At 69.0% G+C, this 16,613-nt stretch carries 20 protein-coding genes and 1 tRNA gene; 13 read left to right on the top strand and 8 right to left on the bottom strand.

What is annotated here, in order from left to right:
- Window positions 1-6: 6 nt before the first annotated feature.
- The 5 genes from OG700_RS19425 to OG700_RS19445 all read right to left on the bottom strand — a co-directional run bounded on the left by OG700_RS19425 (window position 7) and on the right by OG700_RS19445 (window position 4,288).
- A complete protein-coding gene (locus OG700_RS19425; RefSeq protein WP_405615261.1) occupies window positions 7-234 on the bottom strand; it encodes a hypothetical protein in 228 nt (75 codons plus the stop codon).
- A 3-nt stretch (window positions 235-237) separates the two neighbouring features.
- A complete protein-coding gene (locus OG700_RS19430; protein ID WP_405615263.1) occupies window positions 238-1,272 on the bottom strand; it encodes a hypothetical protein in 1,035 nt (344 codons plus the stop codon).
- 21 nt (window positions 1,273-1,293) lie between these two features.
- The gene (locus OG700_RS19435; protein WP_405615265.1) at window positions 1,294-2,988 is read right to left on the bottom strand and encodes an ATP-binding protein; all 1,695 of its coding nucleotides are present in this window, start codon (window positions 2,986-2,988) and stop codon (window positions 1,294-1,296) included.
- A 134-nt stretch (window positions 2,989-3,122) separates the two neighbouring features.
- Entirely contained in the window at window positions 3,123-4,004 is an 882-nt protein-coding gene (locus OG700_RS19440; protein ID WP_405621810.1) for a bifunctional DNA primase/polymerase, read from the bottom strand.
- Between the two features lie 80 nt (window positions 4,005-4,084).
- Entirely contained in the window at window positions 4,085-4,288 is a 204-nt protein-coding gene (locus OG700_RS19445; RefSeq protein ID WP_405615267.1) for a helix-turn-helix domain-containing protein, read from the bottom strand.
- Window positions 4,289-4,343: 55 nt separating this feature from the next.
- On the opposite strand from OG700_RS19445, the gene OG700_RS19450 reads away from it, so the two are divergent.
- Window positions 4,344-4,958 carry a helix-turn-helix domain-containing protein gene (locus OG700_RS19450; RefSeq protein ID WP_405615269.1) on the top strand — a complete coding sequence of 205 codons (615 nt, stop codon included), beginning with the start codon at window positions 4,344-4,346 and terminating at the stop codon, window positions 4,956-4,958.
- Window positions 4,951-6,174, top strand: a complete 1,224-nt coding sequence (locus OG700_RS19455) for a tyrosine-type recombinase/integrase (protein WP_405615271.1) — start codon at window positions 4,951-4,953, stop codon at window positions 6,172-6,174. The genes OG700_RS19450 and OG700_RS19455 overlap by 8 nt, the downstream gene beginning before the upstream one ends.
- A 76-nt stretch (window positions 6,175-6,250) precedes the next feature.
- Here OG700_RS19455 and OG700_RS19460 read toward each other — a convergent pair.
- Window positions 6,251-6,323 (bottom strand) — tRNA-Ala (locus tag OG700_RS19460).
- 180 nt (window positions 6,324-6,503) lie between these two features.
- Here OG700_RS19460 and OG700_RS19465 point away from each other — a divergent pair.
- Window positions 6,504-7,052 carry a helix-turn-helix domain-containing protein gene (locus OG700_RS19465; RefSeq protein ID WP_382562119.1) on the top strand — a complete coding sequence of 183 codons (549 nt, stop codon included), beginning with the start codon at window positions 6,504-6,506 and terminating at the stop codon, window positions 7,050-7,052.
- A 91-nt stretch (window positions 7,053-7,143) separates the two neighbouring features.
- A complete protein-coding gene (locus OG700_RS19470; protein ID WP_405615273.1) occupies window positions 7,144-8,670 on the top strand; it encodes a serine/threonine-protein kinase in 1,527 nt (508 codons plus the stop codon).
- Window positions 8,671-8,712: 42 nt separating this feature from the next.
- Here OG700_RS19470 and OG700_RS19475 read toward each other — a convergent pair whose 3' ends face one another.
- Both OG700_RS19475 and OG700_RS19480 read right to left on the bottom strand, forming a co-directional pair.
- Window positions 8,713-10,044 (bottom strand): hypothetical protein, encoded by a 1,332-nt coding sequence (locus OG700_RS19475; protein ID WP_405615275.1) that lies wholly within the window; start codon window positions 10,042-10,044, stop codon window positions 8,713-8,715.
- Window positions 10,045-10,394: 350 nt separating this feature from the next.
- On the bottom strand, window positions 10,395-10,529 hold the full coding sequence (locus OG700_RS19480) for a DLW-39 family protein (RefSeq protein ID WP_003958712.1): 135 nt from the start codon (window positions 10,527-10,529) through the stop codon (window positions 10,395-10,397).
- Between the two features lie 1,285 nt (window positions 10,530-11,814).
- Here OG700_RS19480 and OG700_RS19485 point away from each other — a divergent pair.
- The 9 genes from OG700_RS19485 (at window position 11,815) to OG700_RS19525 (ending at window position 16,612) form a co-directional block, all read left to right on the top strand.
- Window positions 11,815-12,234, top strand: coding sequence for a TIGR03668 family PPOX class F420-dependent oxidoreductase (locus OG700_RS19485; protein WP_405615277.1), 420 nt, complete (start codon window positions 11,815-11,817; stop codon window positions 12,232-12,234).
- Window positions 12,235-12,289: 55 nt separating this feature from the next.
- On the top strand, window positions 12,290-13,060 hold the full coding sequence (locus OG700_RS19490) for a GntR family transcriptional regulator (RefSeq protein ID WP_405615279.1): 771 nt from the start codon (window positions 12,290-12,292) through the stop codon (window positions 13,058-13,060).
- Window positions 13,061-13,215: 155 nt separating this feature from the next.
- Window positions 13,216-13,545 (top strand): hypothetical protein, encoded by a 330-nt coding sequence (locus OG700_RS19495; RefSeq protein WP_405615281.1) that lies wholly within the window; start codon window positions 13,216-13,218, stop codon window positions 13,543-13,545.
- Between the two features lie 2 nt (window positions 13,546-13,547).
- Complete coding sequence (locus tag OG700_RS19500) at window positions 13,548-14,906, top strand: FtsK/SpoIIIE domain-containing protein (RefSeq protein WP_405615283.1); 1,359 nt, start codon at window positions 13,548-13,550, stop codon at window positions 14,904-14,906.
- Window positions 14,907-14,990: 84 nt separating this feature from the next.
- Window positions 14,991-15,173, top strand: coding sequence for a hypothetical protein (locus tag OG700_RS19505; protein ID WP_405615285.1), 183 nt, complete (start codon window positions 14,991-14,993; stop codon window positions 15,171-15,173).
- 74 nt (window positions 15,174-15,247) lie between these two features.
- A complete protein-coding gene (locus OG700_RS19510) occupies window positions 15,248-15,907 on the top strand; it encodes a DUF2637 domain-containing protein (protein ID WP_405615287.1) in 660 nt (219 codons plus the stop codon).
- A gap of 19 nt (window positions 15,908-15,926) precedes the next feature.
- Window positions 15,927-16,106 (top strand): hypothetical protein, encoded by a 180-nt coding sequence (locus tag OG700_RS19515; RefSeq protein WP_405615289.1) that lies wholly within the window; start codon window positions 15,927-15,929, stop codon window positions 16,104-16,106.
- A 5-nt stretch (window positions 16,107-16,111) separates the two neighbouring features.
- Window positions 16,112-16,300: a mobile element transfer protein gene (locus OG700_RS19520; protein WP_405615292.1), complete on the top strand. Its 189-nt coding sequence runs from the start codon at window positions 16,112-16,114 to the stop codon at window positions 16,298-16,300.
- Window positions 16,301-16,315: 15 nt separating this feature from the next.
- Entirely contained in the window at window positions 16,316-16,612 is a 297-nt protein-coding gene (locus OG700_RS19525) for a SpdD protein (protein ID WP_405615294.1), read from the top strand.
- Window position 16,613 lies beyond the last annotated feature (1 nt).

A 16,613-nucleotide genomic window follows, 5' to 3' on the forward strand; every position in this document is an offset into this window, starting at 1 on the left:
TCGTGGTTACGCCGCGTGCGGCGGGTCGGTCTTCTGCCACTTGGCGAGCAAGTCGCGGGCCTGGCCGTCGCCTTCGAGGGCGCGGTGCAGGAGCTTGCCGCGGTTCAGCGGGGTGTCTTCGAGGTCGGCGTAGGAGTCGCCGGGCGGCTTCTGCTCGTTGGCGGGTGCACCGAACAGTTCGCCGTGCAGTCGGCGGCCCGCCGCGAGCCCCGGCTCTCGTCGCTTCTGGTCCATGTCCTAGTAGTCCTCTCCGTCTTGGGTGGCTCCGATGTCAGCGAGTGCGTTGACCCGCGCGGTAGCCGCTCCGGGCTCTCGTACGTCTCCGTCGTCGGAGACGATCCGGTCGGGCCGCTCGCGTCGCGGCTCGCGTCGGCGCGGTTGGGGGATCTCGCCGGCCGCCGCGGCGCGGGCGCTCTGCTGGTTCTTCGACGTCATCGCCTCGCCGTCGCGTTGCGCGGCTTCGTTCCGCTGTTCCCGGACGCCCGCAGCGAGTTCTTCGGCGGTCGGCAGCCACAGCCGCACGCCGGGGGCGGTGAGCAGCCACAAGAACCACGCTCGGTCGTGCTTGATCTGGAACGGCTTGCCGGGTGCGTCGGTTGGCCACGGGGGGACGGACGTCTTGTCGTCCCCCCGCTTGGGTGTGTATTCGGGCCACAGCTCGGTGACGTTGGCGATCTCCGACCACACGGGGAAAACGCCGCTGAGCGAGACTCCGCCGCCCGCGACGCCGACGCCGATATCGATCGTGTCGCCGGCCGAAGCGCGGGTGAGCACGTACTGAGCGGAACGCAACTCGCGATAGCGGCTGGCCATGTCGTTGAAGCCGGACCACGCCTTGACGGTGTCCGGTCCGGCGTCGATGGCTGCCTGAGCATCGTGGATACCGCGCAGCAGCGACGCCATGGGGCGGGCCTCGGTGACGAGGTCGTCCAGCACGGTCCGCAGGACGGGGAAGGCGCCGTTGGCACCCTTGCGGAGGGCTCCCTCCTTCAAACCGCGCAGCCGGTTGTCCAGACCCACGACGATCTCAAGTTCGGCGCGCGTGAACTCGATCCGCTGCTTCTCTTCCCACGCCCGCCGGCCGAGGTCCTCGGGGATGGGCTTGCCCGCGATGAGCGCGGCGACCGCTTCGCCCGCCAGGTCGACGGGTGCCCGGCCGCCGGGGGCGCGGAGCATGGCCACGTGCTTCTGTAGGGCGGTCTCGGCTGCCTCCAGTGCCCGGAACTCGGGGATGGAGTCGAGTACCGCATCGAGTGCGGCGATGGTCTTCATGTCGGTGCCTTTCGTTGCCGTTCAGCAGCTCGGGTGAGTGGTCTGTCCGGGCTCGATGAGAGCCATGGGGTATCCGCAGACGTCGCAGAGGGACGTAGCGTGAGTAGTGAGAGGGTGCGAATCAGCACCCGCAGCGCCCGAAGCGCCCGCAGCGTCGTATTCGGGCAGGTCAGGAAGGATGTCTACTGCGGGTGCTGCGCGACCGGCAGCGCCCGCAGTAGCGCCCGCAGCGCCCGCGATGTGGCCGTTGCGGGTGCTGGTTCCGCCGTTGCGGGTGCTGCCGTTGCTCGTAGCACCCGCGCGTTGTTGCTGGTCAACCCCCGTTGCGGGTGCTGTGGGCGCTGCGGGTGCTGTCTTGCGCCTGCTCTCTGATGAGGTGAGTTGGTAGAGGCGCGAGCGGTTGCCCTTCGGCTGCCGCTGGGAGTCATCGACGTCCACCCCGACCGTGCGCAGAGCGGGTGCGAGGCGCTTCAACTGCCCGGCCGCGCGGGTGGAGTCCTTCGGCCACTTCTTCGGCAGGCGGTCGGGGGCGTGCACCGCGTCGAGAAGTTCCTGTGCGGTCAGGGTCACGCCTCCGGGCCCGGCCGAGTCGACCAGAGCGACGACCGCTTGCGCGAACGGCTCGCCATCGAGGACATCAGCGACCGCGTCACGCGCGCTGCTCTTGTACGACTCCAGGGTGTTCCATCCCTGCACCTGGTCGACCGCGGCCAGGACGCGGGCAAAGTCGGCCATGCGCGGGCGCTCGGTCAGCCGGACGTCGGGCAGGACCTTGAGAACCTGCGCGAGCAGTTCGAACAGGGAAGCCAGGATCGAGGCGTGGGCATCGGCATAGACCGCGTCCAACTCCGCTTCCTCGCGCCGCTTGTGGTCCGGGATGAGGTTCAGCTCGATCGTGAGCAGGCGTTCGGCGAGGTCTCCCGCGAGGGCGCCGGCGTCGATCGTCGTCATGGCCAGGACGCGCCGGAACTCCAGGACGACGACGTCGTCGTCGGTGTAGAGAGCGCGGTCGACAATCCCGTCCCCGGTCACTGCCCGGCACAGTGCATCCGACAGCCAATCGGCGATGATCGACACGTTGTCGAGGCACAGTGCCCACGAGTTGAACGCCTGCGTCGCCCACGACTTGATGTCGCGCGGCGCCGTGCGCTTCGGCGCCCCCGACGGGTCGATGATGCCGATCACCATCGCGGCCCCCTTGGATTTCCCCGTGCCCTGCTCGCCGCGGAAGGTGAGGATCGGGTGCGGCAGGTCGGGAATGAACGTCGCCACCAGCCATCCGACGAGCAGCCGGAATCCTTCATCGCTGGTGTTCAGGAGGTCACGCAGCTTGGGCAGTCCGTCGCCGTCCGCGAGCGGCTCGGGCAGGGGCTTCATGGCGCCCGACCGGCGAAAGAGGACCGGCGAGCGGGCGACGCGCTGCCATCCGTCCGGGCTGATGACGACACACCGACCGTCGGCAGTCGCGAGATCAACGACGATCGAGTCCCCGTCGCGAGCAACCCGCACGTGCGGGATGCGCGGTTCGGCGGACGCCGCGACGCCTTCGAGCACGGTCATCGCGTCGGCAAGGGCCGATTGCGAGGGGACAGAGCCGTCGTTGTCGTCGGTGTAGATCCGGGCGAGCTGCGAGCGTAGGCCGGCGCGCCCTCGGAGCGGGAGCGCGATGTTCGCCCCGTCGATCTTGACGCCGTACGGCCGCCCGTCCTCGGACATGAACAGCTCGTACCGTTCGCGGGCGAGCGCGACGAGCTGCGACGCCTGCGAGGGACCCCGTTTGCCGTCGTCCCGGATCCCGTTCGCCTCCAAGATCTCTTTGGCCTTCTTGCTGATCTCGTCGTCGCGGTTGCTCATCGGCGGTTCCTTGCGGGTGCATGTCGGGCGCTCGCCACCGTGCGCGCTGCCGCACCTTCCGGGTGTCCGGCGGTGACAGCGGCGTCAACGAGTGCGTTCGTGACGGCGACGGGGTCGACGCCGGTCTCGAACGCGCGGCAGGCGGCCCAGTAGAGACGGTTGTTCAACTGGCCTTCGGGAGCGTTGAGGATGTGCCGGATCAGGCCCGTGAGCACGGCGGAACGGCGCCGGATCGGCATCTGTACGGGTCTGCGTGCTTGTACGGGTGTGGGCTTAGGGATCATGAGATCGATCAGCGCCTGCGGGGCTTCGGCTACCGGGTGCATGGCAGCTACCTGGTAGACACCGGTCGGCGTCCACGAGCCGGGGCCGACGAGGTATCCGCCGTACCCGCGCACGTCGATGCCGGGCCCGAGCTTGCCCGCGCTGTTCTGCACGACGGCCGCGGCCGGTCCCGTGAGCCACAGGTGCAGCCCGCCGGACGGCGTGGCGATGACGACGGTCTCGGGCACGGTGAATCCGTTCTCGTCGCCCAGTGCCCGCAGAGACGCGACGCCGTCGACGCCGTTCTTCCGGTCAAGGTCAACCCCGAGTAGGGGAGTCTCCCCACGCCCGCAGGCGATGCCGTATCCGGTCGCGTGCGGGGCTGCGGCGAACAGCTCGGCCAGGCGCCGCCGGTCGTCGGTGGCGTCGTGCACGCCGTGCCCTGGCCGCCCGCACTCCCCACGGCACTTCGGCGTACCGCGCGGCTCGTCGCGGTGCGGCGAGCGAATGGCCGGCATCTTGGTACGGCCGATGGGGAAGACGTGCATGCCCCGGCGGACCGCCTCGGTCGCGTCTCGGAGGCCGTTCCGCCACCGTTCGCCGTGTGGCACGATGTCCCGTGACTCGCCCACCAGGTAGTCACTCGCCCCCGCAGCCTGTTCCCGCAGGCCGGGGGCGTTTGCCTTGTCGTACGTCACGCGGCGGCGCCGGTCGTGCTGGTGCGCTCCCGCAGCCACTCATCGACAGCGCGCCGGGTGTATCGGATCCGGCCGCCCCTGCCCGGAGTGAGCTTGATGTACTCCGGGCCAATGCCCTGCCACCGCCAGTTGGCCAGTGTCTGAGGGCTCACGCCCATCTCTCTTCCGGCCTGAGCCGGGGTGAGCTTGTCTGCGCTCATCAGAACTCCTGTCGAGATTTCCTCGATGAGTACTTGCATCATCGCGGGATAGTCCGTGATGATGTGGAGCGTAGCCGGGAAGATCCCGGTCCGCAAGATCCGTGATTCTGTCGAGAAAATCTCGACTGATAACGTCCGGATCATGACGACAGGACGCATTGAATTGGGGCCGACCGGGCGGACAGTTGCCGCCAATGTGAAGCGACTCCGTGAGGCTCGTGGGCTCACGCTGAGGGCGCTATCAGCAGAACTCAGGGAGCGTGGGCGGCCGTTGAGCGCCGATGCTCTCAACAAGATCGAGAACGGTGCCCACCAGGACGAGAGAGCAGTTCGCCGCGTAGACGCGGACGACTTGATGGCGCTGGCGACCGCGTTCGGCGTCGGTCCGCTCGCGTTGTTGCTGCCTGTGGACACCGAAGCTCAGGACACGGTGCAGGTGACTGGGACCGCTGCCGTCACCGCTCACAGGGCATGGCAGTGGGGGACAGGTGTCGGACCCGTTGAGTTGCCGCCTGAGCGCGGCACCGCAGCGGCCGGTAAGGCGCTCTACGCCGCCATCTCCCAGTACCGCATTTTCGGGCTTCCGCACTGGCTGGTGGAGATGCAAGACGACGAGGGTCAGGAACTCATCGAGAAGCATCCTGGGAAACGGCGGTCATCCAGTGGCTAGAGTCTGGATCGAGGACCGCGCCAAGCACGCCGAATACCGGGCCGCGGTCGAGCGGTGGAAGGCCGCGAAGAGAGCGGGCAGCAAGCGGCAGGCGCCCGGCCGGTGGCGGGTGCGCTGGTATGGGCCGGACGGCAAGGGCAAGTCGGCGACGTTCGCGAAGCTCCCCGAAGCCGAGAATCACGTACACGAGGTCGAGGGCAAGATGCGCGACGGCTCGTACCGAGACGCAGCGGCCGGCAAGGCGACACTTCGGGAGGTCGCCGAAAAGTGGAAGGGCACTCTCGGCAAGTTGGAGCACACCACCAGGGAGACCTACGTCGACGCCTGGCGGGTGCACATCGAGCCGCGGTGGGGTGACTACCAGGTCCGGCGTATCGAGTGGGAAGACGTCGCCGAGTGGATCGGGCATCTCGCTGCCGGCTCGCACGGCTGCCGGAAGGTGGGGCCGGGCAGAATCCAGAAGATCCACAACGTGCTGTCGTTGATCCTCGGGCACGCCGTGCGAGCGAAGCGGATTGCCGTCAACCCTGCGGCAGGCGTGCCCCTTCCCCGCGTGGTCCCGCAGGATCACGTCTACCTGACTCACGCCCAGGTCGACCGGATCGCGAACGCGGCGGGCGAGTACCGGCTCCTGCTGCTCCTGCTTGCCTACACGGGCCTGCGGTGGGGCGAGGTGTCCGCCGTGACCGTGGGCGCGCTCGACATCGGCGCTCGGCGTCTGGCCGTGCGGCAGGCGTACAAGAAGACGCGCGAACACGGGCTCATCCTCGGCATGCCGAAGACGCACGAGCGGCGCAAGGTGCCGGTCCTGCGGTCGCTGGCCGCCGAGCTGGGGCCGCTGGTGAAGGACCGGGCGCCGGGCGAGCTGCTGTTCACCGCGCCGGGCGGGGGACCGCTGTACGGGGACAACTTCCGTCCCCGCGTGTTCGACCCTGCGGTGAAGGTGGCCGGCCTCGCTGGTCTCGGCATCACGCCGCACAAGCTGCGGCACACGGCGGCCTCGCTGAGCATCGCGAGCGGTGCGGACGTCAAGGTCGTACAGCTCATGCTCGGGCACAAGTCGGCGGCCATGACGCTGGACACCTACGGGCACCTGTTCCCGGATCGGCTGGACGAGGTTGCGGACCGTCTGGACCGTGAGCGGGACCGCCGGGCGGCCCTACAGAAAGTCGCCAACGCAGTGGATGCGTACCGGGTGAGTAAGGGAGATCACTAACGATGTGTACTGAATCCGTACTGCGGTCTCGTGCCCCTCCTGTCGGAGGGACCCGAAAACGGCCTGTGACCTGGAGTGGAGCCTAGGGGAGTCGAACCCCTGACATCTGCCATGCAAAGACAGCGCTCTACCAACTGAGCTAAGGCCCCGGAAGGGATGTACGACGGCGCCGCAGGACGCCGTGACGACCGCCGGGGACCAGAGTACCGGGTGTCCCCCGTGATCTCGCAAAAGGATTGGGACTCCCGGTGCGCGACCCCGCTCCGTAGGATGCCCCAGAGGTTCGCAGCAGCGAAGCTGCCGCCTGGGGAAGCGATGGGGAGACGCGAATGGACGCCGCACAGCAGGAATCGACAGCAAGAGCCAGAGAACTCCAGCGCAGCTGGTACGGAGAGCCGCTGGGAGCACTCTTCCGGCGGCTGATCGACGACCTGGGGCTGAATCAGGCCAGGCTCGCCGCGGTGCTCGGCCTGTCGGCCCCGATGCTCTCGCAGTTGATGAGCGGCCAGCGCGCCAAGATCGGAAATCCCGCCGTGGTCCAGCGCGTTCAGGCGCTCCAGGATCTGGCGGGGCAGGTCGCCGACGGCAGCGTCAGCGCCGCCGAGGCCACCGCCCGGATGGAAGAGGTCAAGAAGTCGCAGGGCGGCTCCGTCCTCACCGGCACCAGCCAGACGACGAACAGCACGGGCGCGCCGACCGTGCGGCGGGTCGTCCGCGAGATCCAGTCATTGCTGCGGTCGGTCGCCGCCGCCGGTGACATCATCGACGCGGCGGACTCCCTCGCACCGAGCCACCCCGAACTGGCAGAGTTCCTCCGGGTGTACGGAGCCGGGCGCACCGCCGAGGCGGTCGCGCACTACGAGGCGCACCAGAACTAGACCGGAGCGGGGCACGGCAGGGCACGACTGAGACCGCGGCCGAGGGGGCGACGGTCCACCGGACAGGACGACTGGGAGCGAGCGCGGCGCAATGGGTGAGGTCTTCGCTGGTCGGTACGAGCTGGTAGACCCGATCGGACGCGGTGGTGTGGGCGCCGTCTGGCGCGCCTGGGACCACCGGCGCCGGCGGTACGTGGCGGCCAAAGTCCTCCAGCAGAGCGACGCACACACCCTGCTGCGTTTCGTACGCGAGCAGGGTGTGCGGATCGATCACCCGCACGTACTCGCACCGGCCAGCTGGGCCGCCGACGACGACAAGGTCCTGTTCACCATGGACCTGGTGAGCGGCGGATCACTGGCGCATGTGATCGGCGATTACGGGCCGCTGCCGCCACGCTTCGTCTGTACCCTGCTCGACCAGCTCCTCTCCGGTCTCGCGGCCGTGCACGCGGAGGGAGTCGTCCACCGCGACATCAAACCCGCCAACATACTGCTGGACGCCACCGGCACCGGCCGGCCGCATCTGAAGCTGTCCGACTTCGGTATCTCCATGCGCAAGGGCGAGCCGCGCCTGACAGAGACCAACTACGTGGTGGGCACGCCCGGTTATTTCGCGCCGGAGCAGTTGGCGGGCGCGGAGCCGGACTTCCCCGCTGACCTCTTCGCCGTCGGCCTGGTCGCGCTCTATCTGCTGGAGGGCCAGAAGCCCGACTCCAAGGCCCTGGTGGACTATTTCACCGCCCACGGCACCCCGGGAGCGCCGCAGGGGATTCCCGAGCCTCTGTGGCAGGTGCTCGCCGGGCTGCTCCAGCCGGACCCGGACGCCCGATTCCGTACGGCGACGGGGGCGCGCAAGGCGCTCACGGCGGCCGCCGAGATGCTGCCCGAGCAGGCGGAGGACGACGAGCCCGTCGAGGTCTTCGACCAACTTGGGCCGCTGCCTCCCCCGTTCGGTCCCGAAGGGCCCGTCACGGCCCCGGACCCGAACCGGCACGCCCCCCAACCGCCCCTTTACGGAGACCCGCACACGGGTGGAGTCACCGGGGGAGTGACAGGCGGGCCGGCGGGTGGGCTGACCGGCGGCGTGACCGGTGGACAGCCGCCCCGGAACACCCCGAGCGCCCCCGGAACGCCAAGCCCGCCCCCCGCGCAGCCACAACCCGCCCCGCAGACCTCCATGTCGGAGACCGGCAGCTTCCATCTCCCCCCACCGCCCTACCCCGACCAACAACAGCCACCGCAACAGCGCCCCCAGCCACATCAGCCCCGCCAACCCCCTTCCGGGCCGCACCCGTTGCAACCCTCCCCGCCCGCCGCTTCCTACTCCGCGCCCACGCATCCGCTCCCGTCCCCTCCCCCTGCCGCGCCCGATCCGTCGCAGGCGCCCACCGCCGAAGTGCCGCACGACCTGCCGCACACTCGTAGATACACCGCTCAGCGGCCCGGGGTTCCCACCCAGTACCCACCGGCTCCAGCCGCCCCGGCCCCCGCCCCCGCCCCCACCCCGCACAAGCGACCGGGACCGCGACCGGGACCGCCACTCAAGGTGACGATCCCGGTTCTGCTGCTCGCACTCGCCTGTTTCGCCGTGGGGTTCTACGCCCTCTCGCTGACCTGACGACCCACCACTGAGCCGACGGGCCGGCGGCCCGGCGGCCCTCTACCGCACCGCCTCCCGCCGCCGCGCGAGCAGCATCCAGCCCCCGAGCCCCAGCACCAGCACCGTTCCCGTCCCGATCCCGCCCGCCGCGACCAGCTTCATCCTGTCGCGGATCAAAGCACTGCTGGGTCCCTCGTCCTCGTCGCTGTCCGTGTGCTCCAGATCCCCGGCGGACACACTGAACTCGCCGGGCGGTCCGGCGTACCCCGGCCCGTCCTCCGCCGTGCCCTCGACGTTCACCCGCACCGTCAGGTCGTACGGCTTCGGCCCGAACTTCTCGCCCACTTCCGGGTTGAGGCTCACCCGCACGTAATACCAGCCCGCGAAGCGCATCGCCTTCTGATGGGCGGCGGAACTGAAGCGGTTCGCGTAGTTCACGGGTGGCGCCGGATCCGCCGACACCGACTTCGGCCCGCCGTTGTACGACATCGATTCGATGCCGTCGACGAGCCCTCTCGCCGGGTTGTACACGGCGAGGGACATCGCCCCGCTGACGATGCCGGGCCGCTCCGAACCGCCCAACTCCGCGCTGGTGAACAACTGCTGCCCCCAGTCGACGGGCACGCGGTAGTAGAGCGACTCACCGGGCTCGATCTCCGCCGTCCACCCACCCGTGCCCAGCGCCGTGGCGCCGGTGAAACCGGCGCCCCCCGCCCGCGCCTTCGGAGCGCCGGACGGCGGCTCGGGGAAGTCGGTCGGCCAGTCGTCCTCCGGCGCCTCGGTGGGACCGGCGGTGGTGAGCTCGGGCTCGGACAGATACCGCAGTTCCAGGTCCCACGCGGCCTGTGTGGACGTGGCCTTGGACTCCCGCTCCACAATCACGTAGTACGTACCGGCCTCTTGGCAGGACCCGGACTTCTCGCCGTCGACAGTCCGGGACGCGTACGCGGTCAGCGGCTGGGGATAGTCACTTGTCGGCAGGACCCGCACCTGTTGCGAGTCACAGCTCCTGCCGTCGTCGTCCTGCATCGTGACCGTGACGCTGTCGCCGTACGTCACCCGCGACCCCAGCTCGGGCACGGCGGTCACCGACATGTACGCGCTCTCCGCACCGTCCAGGTCCAGCCGGTAGAAGAGCCTCTTGCCCGGCTCGATCGCGTCGCCGTACGTGTCACCCGCTGCCAGCTGCCACGCGTCGCTGGGACCCGTCCCGCCCTCGATGCTCTCGGCGTCCGGGTCGAAGGCGTACGGAGTCGGCCCCTCGGCCGCCCGAGCCGTACCGCTCAGTCCCGGCAGCCCCGGCCCGCCCGACTGCCCCGGCTGCGCCACCACCGCGCACATCGCCGCCGCCGCGACCAGCGCGGCCCGGCCCCTGCTGCGCCGCCTCTTCACGAGCGTCCCCTTGTCGTCCGGCGGCTCCGCCGCCCACCACCAACACCCCGCACCCGCCGCCACAGCGGGCGTCCACGGTGCCGGTCCATCCTGCCCCGCCGGTCCGGCCCCTGTCTGCGCGGGCAGCCGATCCGTACGCCCCCCGCGCCCCCACCAGACCCGGAATTTCACAAAAGCAACCAAATCGTTCGCTCAGGCGAACTCACCGCGGGACTGCCACGCAACCCACCGCGAAACGCACCACGAGTCCCACTACGAGTCCCACCGCGAAACCCCACCGCCGAACTTCACCACAGCACGAAGCCCCGGTCGCCACGGCGACCAGGGCTTCGCGTACCGACTACTGGGTCTCACACACCCGAACCTGCGGGCACGGAGTCGGTCGCCTCCGTCCACAGATCCTGCTCGGCGCGATCCGCCTGGATCTGGCGGTACACGAGGAGCCCGCCGATGGCGGCCAGTGCGACCAGGAGAAGCTTCTTCACCGCGCGACCTCGTCTTTCCTTGTCTTGGGGGCCTTCTGGCGCCCGACTATACACACCGACCGATATCGATCGGTGACCTACGTGCGCCCCAACTCAAGGGCCGCCACGACCAGTCAACACCCGCACAGCAGAAAGCGATCCGCCCGGACAGAAGAGTCTCTGTCCGGGCGGATCGGCGCTTGTGGGGCTAACAGGATTTGAACCTGTGGCCTCATCCTTATCAGGTCAATCATGGGGAGCCGATCACCTCGGCCAACTCGCCGCGTGCTTCGCCTGACTGTCCGCTGGGGTTCGGCCCTGACCGCCGCCGTTCGCCCTTGTTGGTGTCAGGTGCTGATGTCAGGAGCGTAGGGCGGTCTTGACAAGCCAGAGTCAGCCTACTAGCTGCCATCGCGGTTGGTGGAGCGGCTTTGGGCGGGAGCTGCCATGGGGCGAGAGATTATGGCCCCTTACGCTGGCCGCGAATCGGGCAGTCCCTGGACCTGCCCGCAATAGCCCGATCTGGGGCCATGATCTTAGAGGCTCGCCCCATGGTGGCTGCCTAAAGCCGTGGAGCCGACCGCCCCAGCCCCGCGCCCCGCTTGGACCCCCGCCCCTACTCTCCTTCCCTCTCTCCCCATCACCTTCCTTGCCGTCTTCGGGTTCTCGCCGGGAGAGGTCCTGTCCCCTGGGCTGTGTGCGCCTGGCCGTGTGTTCCTGCTGTCCTGGGGTGGTTCGGTGGGCCTGGGTGTGCAGGCGCACGGGTTGTGTGGTGGTGGGGTTTCCGTTCTCGGAGTCCGGTGCGGCGGTTTACAGGCGAAGCGTGAAGCGGGATACCTCGTGTCGCATCGCGGCGCGGGGCCGGGGCGGGCGGAGCGGGCCGAAGGCAGGAGCGGCGCCCAGCCCCGAGCCCCAAGCGGCCCGGAGACGGGCCGACTGGGTGTTTTCCGTAGCGGCGGCTTCTGCGAGAAGACGTGGCCTGCGTGCCGGATGCCCGACAGGGCAAGAGCCCCCGAACCACCAGCAGACCCTGGAGGCCGAAGGCGCCTGCGGCTTCCCCGTCGACCTTCCCCACGGTGGTGCTCGGGTGCCCGCCGGCCGATTCGCCCTCACGATCCACGGGGGTCCGTGTTGACCGTCCGCAGCGCGCCGGGCTCCGATGGTCCTGAATCAACGGCCCACCCGCGCGGGAGCTCCCGGAGCGTCCCCTCCCCCTCCCCACCCGCAGGGTGGGGCTTGATGAGGTAGAGAAACCTGTAACAGCGCCCTGCCCCATGGTCCACGTCGGCATGGGTACGTTGCTCTCATGAAGCTCGACTCCACCGAGGCCCGCAGCCGCTTCGCGGTCGCACTTGTCGCGCGGCTCGCAACGGCGGACGCCGATGGAGCCCCCCACGTCGTGCCCGTAACGTTCGCGCTCAGCGATGATCGAATCTTCTTCGCGATCGACTACAAGCCGAAGAGCACGTGGAACCTGCGGCGGCTGCGGAACATCCGTGAGAATCCGAAGGTCGCACTCCTGGTCGATCACTTTGACTCCGACTGGACCCGGCTCTGGTGGACCCGTGCCGATGGCAACGCCGAGATTCAAGAAGACGGAGACGAGCGCCTTGAGGGCCTTGAGCTGCTGGAACGCAAGTACGAGCAGTACGCGGACAACCCTCCGGTCGGCCCGGTGGTGATCATCCGTGTGGATCGCTGGAGCGGTTGGGCCTTCTCGGAGTGACGCTGACAGTGGGACCGCGTAACCTTGCTTGCATAGCCAAGCTGAGGTGACCTGAATGTCGATCCCGAGTCTTCCGCTGTATCGGAAGATCGCTGATGACCTGCGGGCTTCGATCCTGTCCGGCGAACTGCCGCCCGGTGAAAAGCTGCGGTCGGAGAACGAACTCAAAGATCAGTACGGCACTACCCGTGTGACGGTGCGCAAGGCGCTCGCGCTTCTCAAGGCAGATGGCCTGCTCGTCAGCGAACAGGGCAAGGGTGTCTTCGTAAGGCCACGGCCGAACGTCCAGATGTTGACGACCGGAGCCAACTTCCGGGAGCGCAGGAAAACCGGAGTGAGCAACTTCAACGCGGAAGCGGTTGCCCAAGGTCTACGACCTGAGCAGCGCATCCTCTCGGTGGAGACCGTCCCGGCGCCGGCCGAAATCGCTTCGCGACTTGAGGTCGCTGCGGACACTGCGGTGATCGTTCGCCGCCGGGCCTTCTTCGTGAACGACGAACCGATGCAGTTGGTCGATGGCTACTACCCCGCCGAGCTGTTCAGCGGGACGGCACTGGAGGACCCTCGCCGGATCCGTGGTGGCGTGAGTCGATTGATCGAAGATCCTGACGGACCTGTGAAGCAACGGATCACCCGGTTCGTGGAAGAGCTGGACATCCGCATGCCCACCCCGGCGGAGACCGAAGCGTTGAAGATCCCGCCCGGCGTCCCCTTGGCTCGGGTTTTCAGGGCTGCGCACGTCACTGTCGGTCGAGTCGTGGAAGTGCTCGACTCCCGTATCCCGTGCGACAGGCACGGCTTCCGATATGTGATCGACGTTCCCTGACTGACCGTCAGAAATGAGAGGGCCTTCGGGTCCTCTTTTTTGAGCATCCACTTGCATATCCAAGTTGACGCGCTTACCTTGATGGAACGGCTTGGATATACAAGCTGACGCAGCGAGGGAGTCCACAACTCTCACGCCCTGCAAGGGAGATGCACATGCCGTCCTTCAAGATCGATGTCTCGACTGCTGTGGTGTTCGTGGCGACGGCGCCGGTTCCGAAGTTGGTGAGCAAGCAGACCGGTGAGGTTGCGGTGGACCGTGAGACTGGTGCGCCGCTGGTCACGGTGGGTCTGCTGATCTCGGACGAGGGGGAGGGGAACCTGTATCAGGTGACGGTGCCTCAGACGGGGGTCCCGGAGAGCCTGAATCCGGGTACGCCGGTGTCGGTGATCGGGCTCAAGGCGCGTGACTGGGAGAACACCTTCAACGGGCAGGCACGGCACGGGATCAGCTTCCGTGCAGTGGCGATCACGGCGGGGGCCTGATCATGTCGGACGTTTCGACGGTGCTGGAGATAGCGGCACCGCTGGCGGGTGTGGGTGGTCTCGGCTACGCGAAGGCCCGTGCTCCCCGTGTGTACTGGTCGCTGGTGGGGATGCCGGTCACCTGGTGCCGGTTCACCTTCACCTACCGGGCCACGATGGACGTGTGCGGCCTCACGGTCCGGCCTTCCGCGCTGCGGGCGTTCCTGGTGCGCAACGTCGCCCGGCGTGAGGTTGTGCCGGTTGCTCCGAAGATCCGCCGGGTTCGGGGCACGTCGACCGGTCTGCGGGTGACACTTCGGCTTCCGGCCGGTCTGGAGCCCGCCGACGTGGCCGCCGCCTCTGAGCGGTTGCGGCACGCGTGGGGTGTCCACTCGGTCAACGTGGTGGAGACCAAGCCCGGCTTCGTTGAACTGCGGATGACGGGTTACGACGTGCTGAACCGGGTGCGGATGCCTCGCCATTCACACCGTGGCTCCTCGGGTTCGCTGGTGGTGCCAGTGGCGATGCGCGATGACGGGACGGCGTTCGTCCGGAATTACCGCAAGGTCCCGCATGGCCTGACGCTGGGCTCGAACCAGTCGGGTAAGTCGATGTATCAGCGCAACCTCATCGCGGGCCTTGCCGGGCTCCCGGTCGGGCTGATCGGCATCGACTGCAAACGCGGCGTGGAACAGGGCCGGTTCGCCTCCCGGCTGTCCGCGCTGGCCACCACCCCCAACGAGGCATCCGAACTGCTCGGTGTCCTGGTCGGCGAGATGGAAGACCGCTTCACGCTCCTGGCCGATCATCAGGTCTCCGATGTGTGGGAGCTGCCGGAGAAGGTGCGGCCGGTTCCGCTGGTGGTCCTGGTGGACGAGGTGGCGGAGCTGTTCATGGCGTCGGCGAAGAAGGAGGAAGAACGCCGGGACCGTACGGTCACCTCGTTGATCCGTCTCGCGCAGATGGCCCGCGCGGTCGGTATCTACCTGGAGATCTGCGGGCAGCGCTTCGGCTCGGACCTCGGCAAGGGCGCCACCTCGCTCCGTGCCCAGCTCACCGGCCGCGTGGTCCACCGCGTCAACGACAAGCAGACAGCGGAAATGGGCCTGGGAGACATCGCCCCCGAAGCGGTCTCCTCCGTCACCACGATCCCGCCGGACCGCCCCGGCGTTGCCGTGGCCGGTGACTCCTCCGGCGGCTGGTCCCGCATCCGCACCCCCGAGCTGACCCCCGGCGCTGCGGTCGCCATCTGCCGGGAGTACGCCCACCTCACCCCGCACATCGCGGCCCTGGCCCGGTTCCGCCCCATGGTCCGCCCGGAGCCCATGCCGGCCGATTCTGCACCGGCGGTCCGCCCGGCCCCGGTCCCCCTGACCGACTAGAACCCCCTGCTCTCCCGGTTGGCGTGACCTCCTCGCGCCAGGTCCCTACCCCGCCCATGCCTGAATCCGGAAGGAAGCCCCGTCATGGCCCGGAAGACCACCACCGGTACGGCGAAGAAGACCGCCCCGGCCACGCCGCCGCCGTGTGAGCCCTGCCAGGGATCGGGACAGGTCGCGGTCACGGTCCGCGTCGGCCGCAAGCGCCGCACGGTCGGCCAGCAGGACGGCATCTGCCTGACCTGCTTCGGCACCGGCGAAGCCACCTGACCGCACTCCGGGATGCCGGGCGGCCAACACTGCGCCCGGCCCCGGCCACCACTCCTCGAAAGGAGATGACCCCCATGTTCCGCACCCTTCGTCTCGACGCCGTCCTGATTCAGGCCGTGATCGCCGGTGCCCTGTCCTTCGCGCACCTTCACGACCTGGCTGCCGCTGCCGGGCAGGACGGCTGGAAGGCGTGGGCGTATCCGGTGAGCGTGGATCTGCTGCTCGTCGCCGCCTGGCGCCGTATGCGCACCACCGCCGACAACCGCGCCGCCTGGGTCTGGTTCGTCATCGCACTGACCGCCTCGCTTGGGGCCAACGTCGCGACCGCCGGACTCCTCGACATGAGCGACGTGCCTGACTGGCTGCGTATCACCGTCGCCGGATGGCCCGCCCTCGCGTTCCTTGGCGGCACACTCCTGGCCCATGCACCGGCCCCGCCCGCCGTGCCGGCCGATTTCCAGCCCAACCCTGACCCCGCCCCGGCCCCGGTAGCGCTTCCCGATCCGGAGCCCGACCCGGTCCCGGAACTTCCGCCCGCCCCTGCGGCCGAACCCGCCCCCCTTCCTGCTCCGGCTCCTGCTGTGGCGGTTCCCCCGGCGCTGCTGGATCACGCCCGGAAGCTCGCCGACAACCACCACGCCACGACCGGTACCCGTATCGACGCCGACACCCTGCGCGCCCGCCTCGGCGTCCCCGCACCGCTCGCCAACGCGATCACCGCCCAACTCGCCTGACAGCCAAGGAGATTCCGCTATGCGTCCGTCCATCGAGTCCGCTTTGAAGCGGTCCGCCGAACTGACCCGCAGCAACCGATTGGTCGATGCGGTGGCCACCGCCGAAGCTGCGATCAACCGGGCCACCGACGACGAGCACTCGGAGATCCAGCAGTGGCTTACCGACCACGCTGACGACTTCACCGGCCGGAACGGCTGAGTGCCATGGCCCGCCCGAAGCGCTTCCGCGACGTGATCCGGATCGGCCCCGTCCAGGTCGGCACCCACAACGACGCACGGGGCCGCGACAAGCACGCCGCCGCCTGCACCGCCCCCGGCTGCGGCTTCTCCGCCGACTACACCGACCGGCCCGCCGCCGAACTCGCCGCCCGTACCCACCGCTGCACCGCCTGAGAGGAGACCGTTCCCGTGTTCACCCCGAAGTACCCGCCCCCCGACACCGCCCCGGTGATCCGCACCCCCGACGCCATCCACCCGCCCGCTGTCCACGCCCCGGCGCCGGTGCCGGTCGCCTCGTCCCGGCCCACGGTCCAGCTCACCCCCGCCGCCGTCATCACGATCGCTGTCGGTGGTACCACAGTGGTGCTGGTCATCGGCGCCGTCCTGGTCTCCCTGCTCCTCGCCGTCGCCATCACCGGCGCATCCGTCGCCATCTGCGCCGTGGTCCTGCGCTCCCTGCTCAACCAGTCCGGTACGGGCCGGTGAA

This window comes from Streptomyces sp. NBC_01508, assembly GCF_045040315.1.
Lineage (GTDB): Bacteria > Actinomycetota > Actinomycetes > Streptomycetales > Streptomycetaceae > Streptomyces.

What these genes read in the sequence shown, in the direction of transcription:
- OG700_RS19470 (WP_405615273.1), top strand. Translation starts at nt 7,144, where the DNA reads ATGGGTGAGGTCTTCGCTGGTCGGTACGAGCTGGTAGACCCGATCGGA.
- OG700_RS19435 (WP_405615265.1), bottom strand. Translation starts at nt 2,988, where the DNA reads ATGTCCGAGGACGGGCGGCCGTACGGCGTCAAGATCGACGGGGCGAAC.
- OG700_RS19490 (WP_405615279.1), top strand. Translation starts at nt 12,290, where the DNA reads ATGTCGATCCCGAGTCTTCCGCTGTATCGGAAGATCGCTGATGACCTG.
- OG700_RS19430 (WP_405615263.1), bottom strand. Translation starts at nt 1,272, where the DNA reads ATGAAGACCATCGCCGCACTCGATGCGGTACTCGACTCCATCCCCGAG.
- OG700_RS19510 (WP_405615287.1), top strand. Translation starts at nt 15,248, where the DNA reads ATGTTCCGCACCCTTCGTCTCGACGCCGTCCTGATTCAGGCCGTGATC.
- OG700_RS19495 (WP_405615281.1), top strand. Translation starts at nt 13,216, where the DNA reads ATGCCGTCCTTCAAGATCGATGTCTCGACTGCTGTGGTGTTCGTGGCG.
- OG700_RS19500 (WP_405615283.1), top strand. Translation starts at nt 13,548, where the DNA reads ATGTCGGACGTTTCGACGGTGCTGGAGATAGCGGCACCGCTGGCGGGT.
- OG700_RS19465 (WP_382562119.1), top strand. Translation starts at nt 6,504, where the DNA reads ATGGACGCCGCACAGCAGGAATCGACAGCAAGAGCCAGAGAACTCCAG.
- OG700_RS19425 (WP_405615261.1), bottom strand. Translation starts at nt 234, where the DNA reads ATGGACCAGAAGCGACGAGAGCCGGGGCTCGCGGCGGGCCGCCGACTG.
- OG700_RS19505 (WP_405615285.1), top strand. Translation starts at nt 14,991, where the DNA reads ATGGCCCGGAAGACCACCACCGGTACGGCGAAGAAGACCGCCCCGGCC.
- OG700_RS19520 (WP_405615292.1), top strand. Translation starts at nt 16,112, where the DNA reads ATGGCCCGCCCGAAGCGCTTCCGCGACGTGATCCGGATCGGCCCCGTC.
- OG700_RS19515 (WP_405615289.1), top strand. Translation starts at nt 15,927, where the DNA reads ATGCGTCCGTCCATCGAGTCCGCTTTGAAGCGGTCCGCCGAACTGACC.
- OG700_RS19485 (WP_405615277.1), top strand. Translation starts at nt 11,815, where the DNA reads ATGAAGCTCGACTCCACCGAGGCCCGCAGCCGCTTCGCGGTCGCACTT.
- OG700_RS19445 (WP_405615267.1), bottom strand. Translation starts at nt 4,288, where the DNA reads ATGAGCGCAGACAAGCTCACCCCGGCTCAGGCCGGAAGAGAGATGGGC.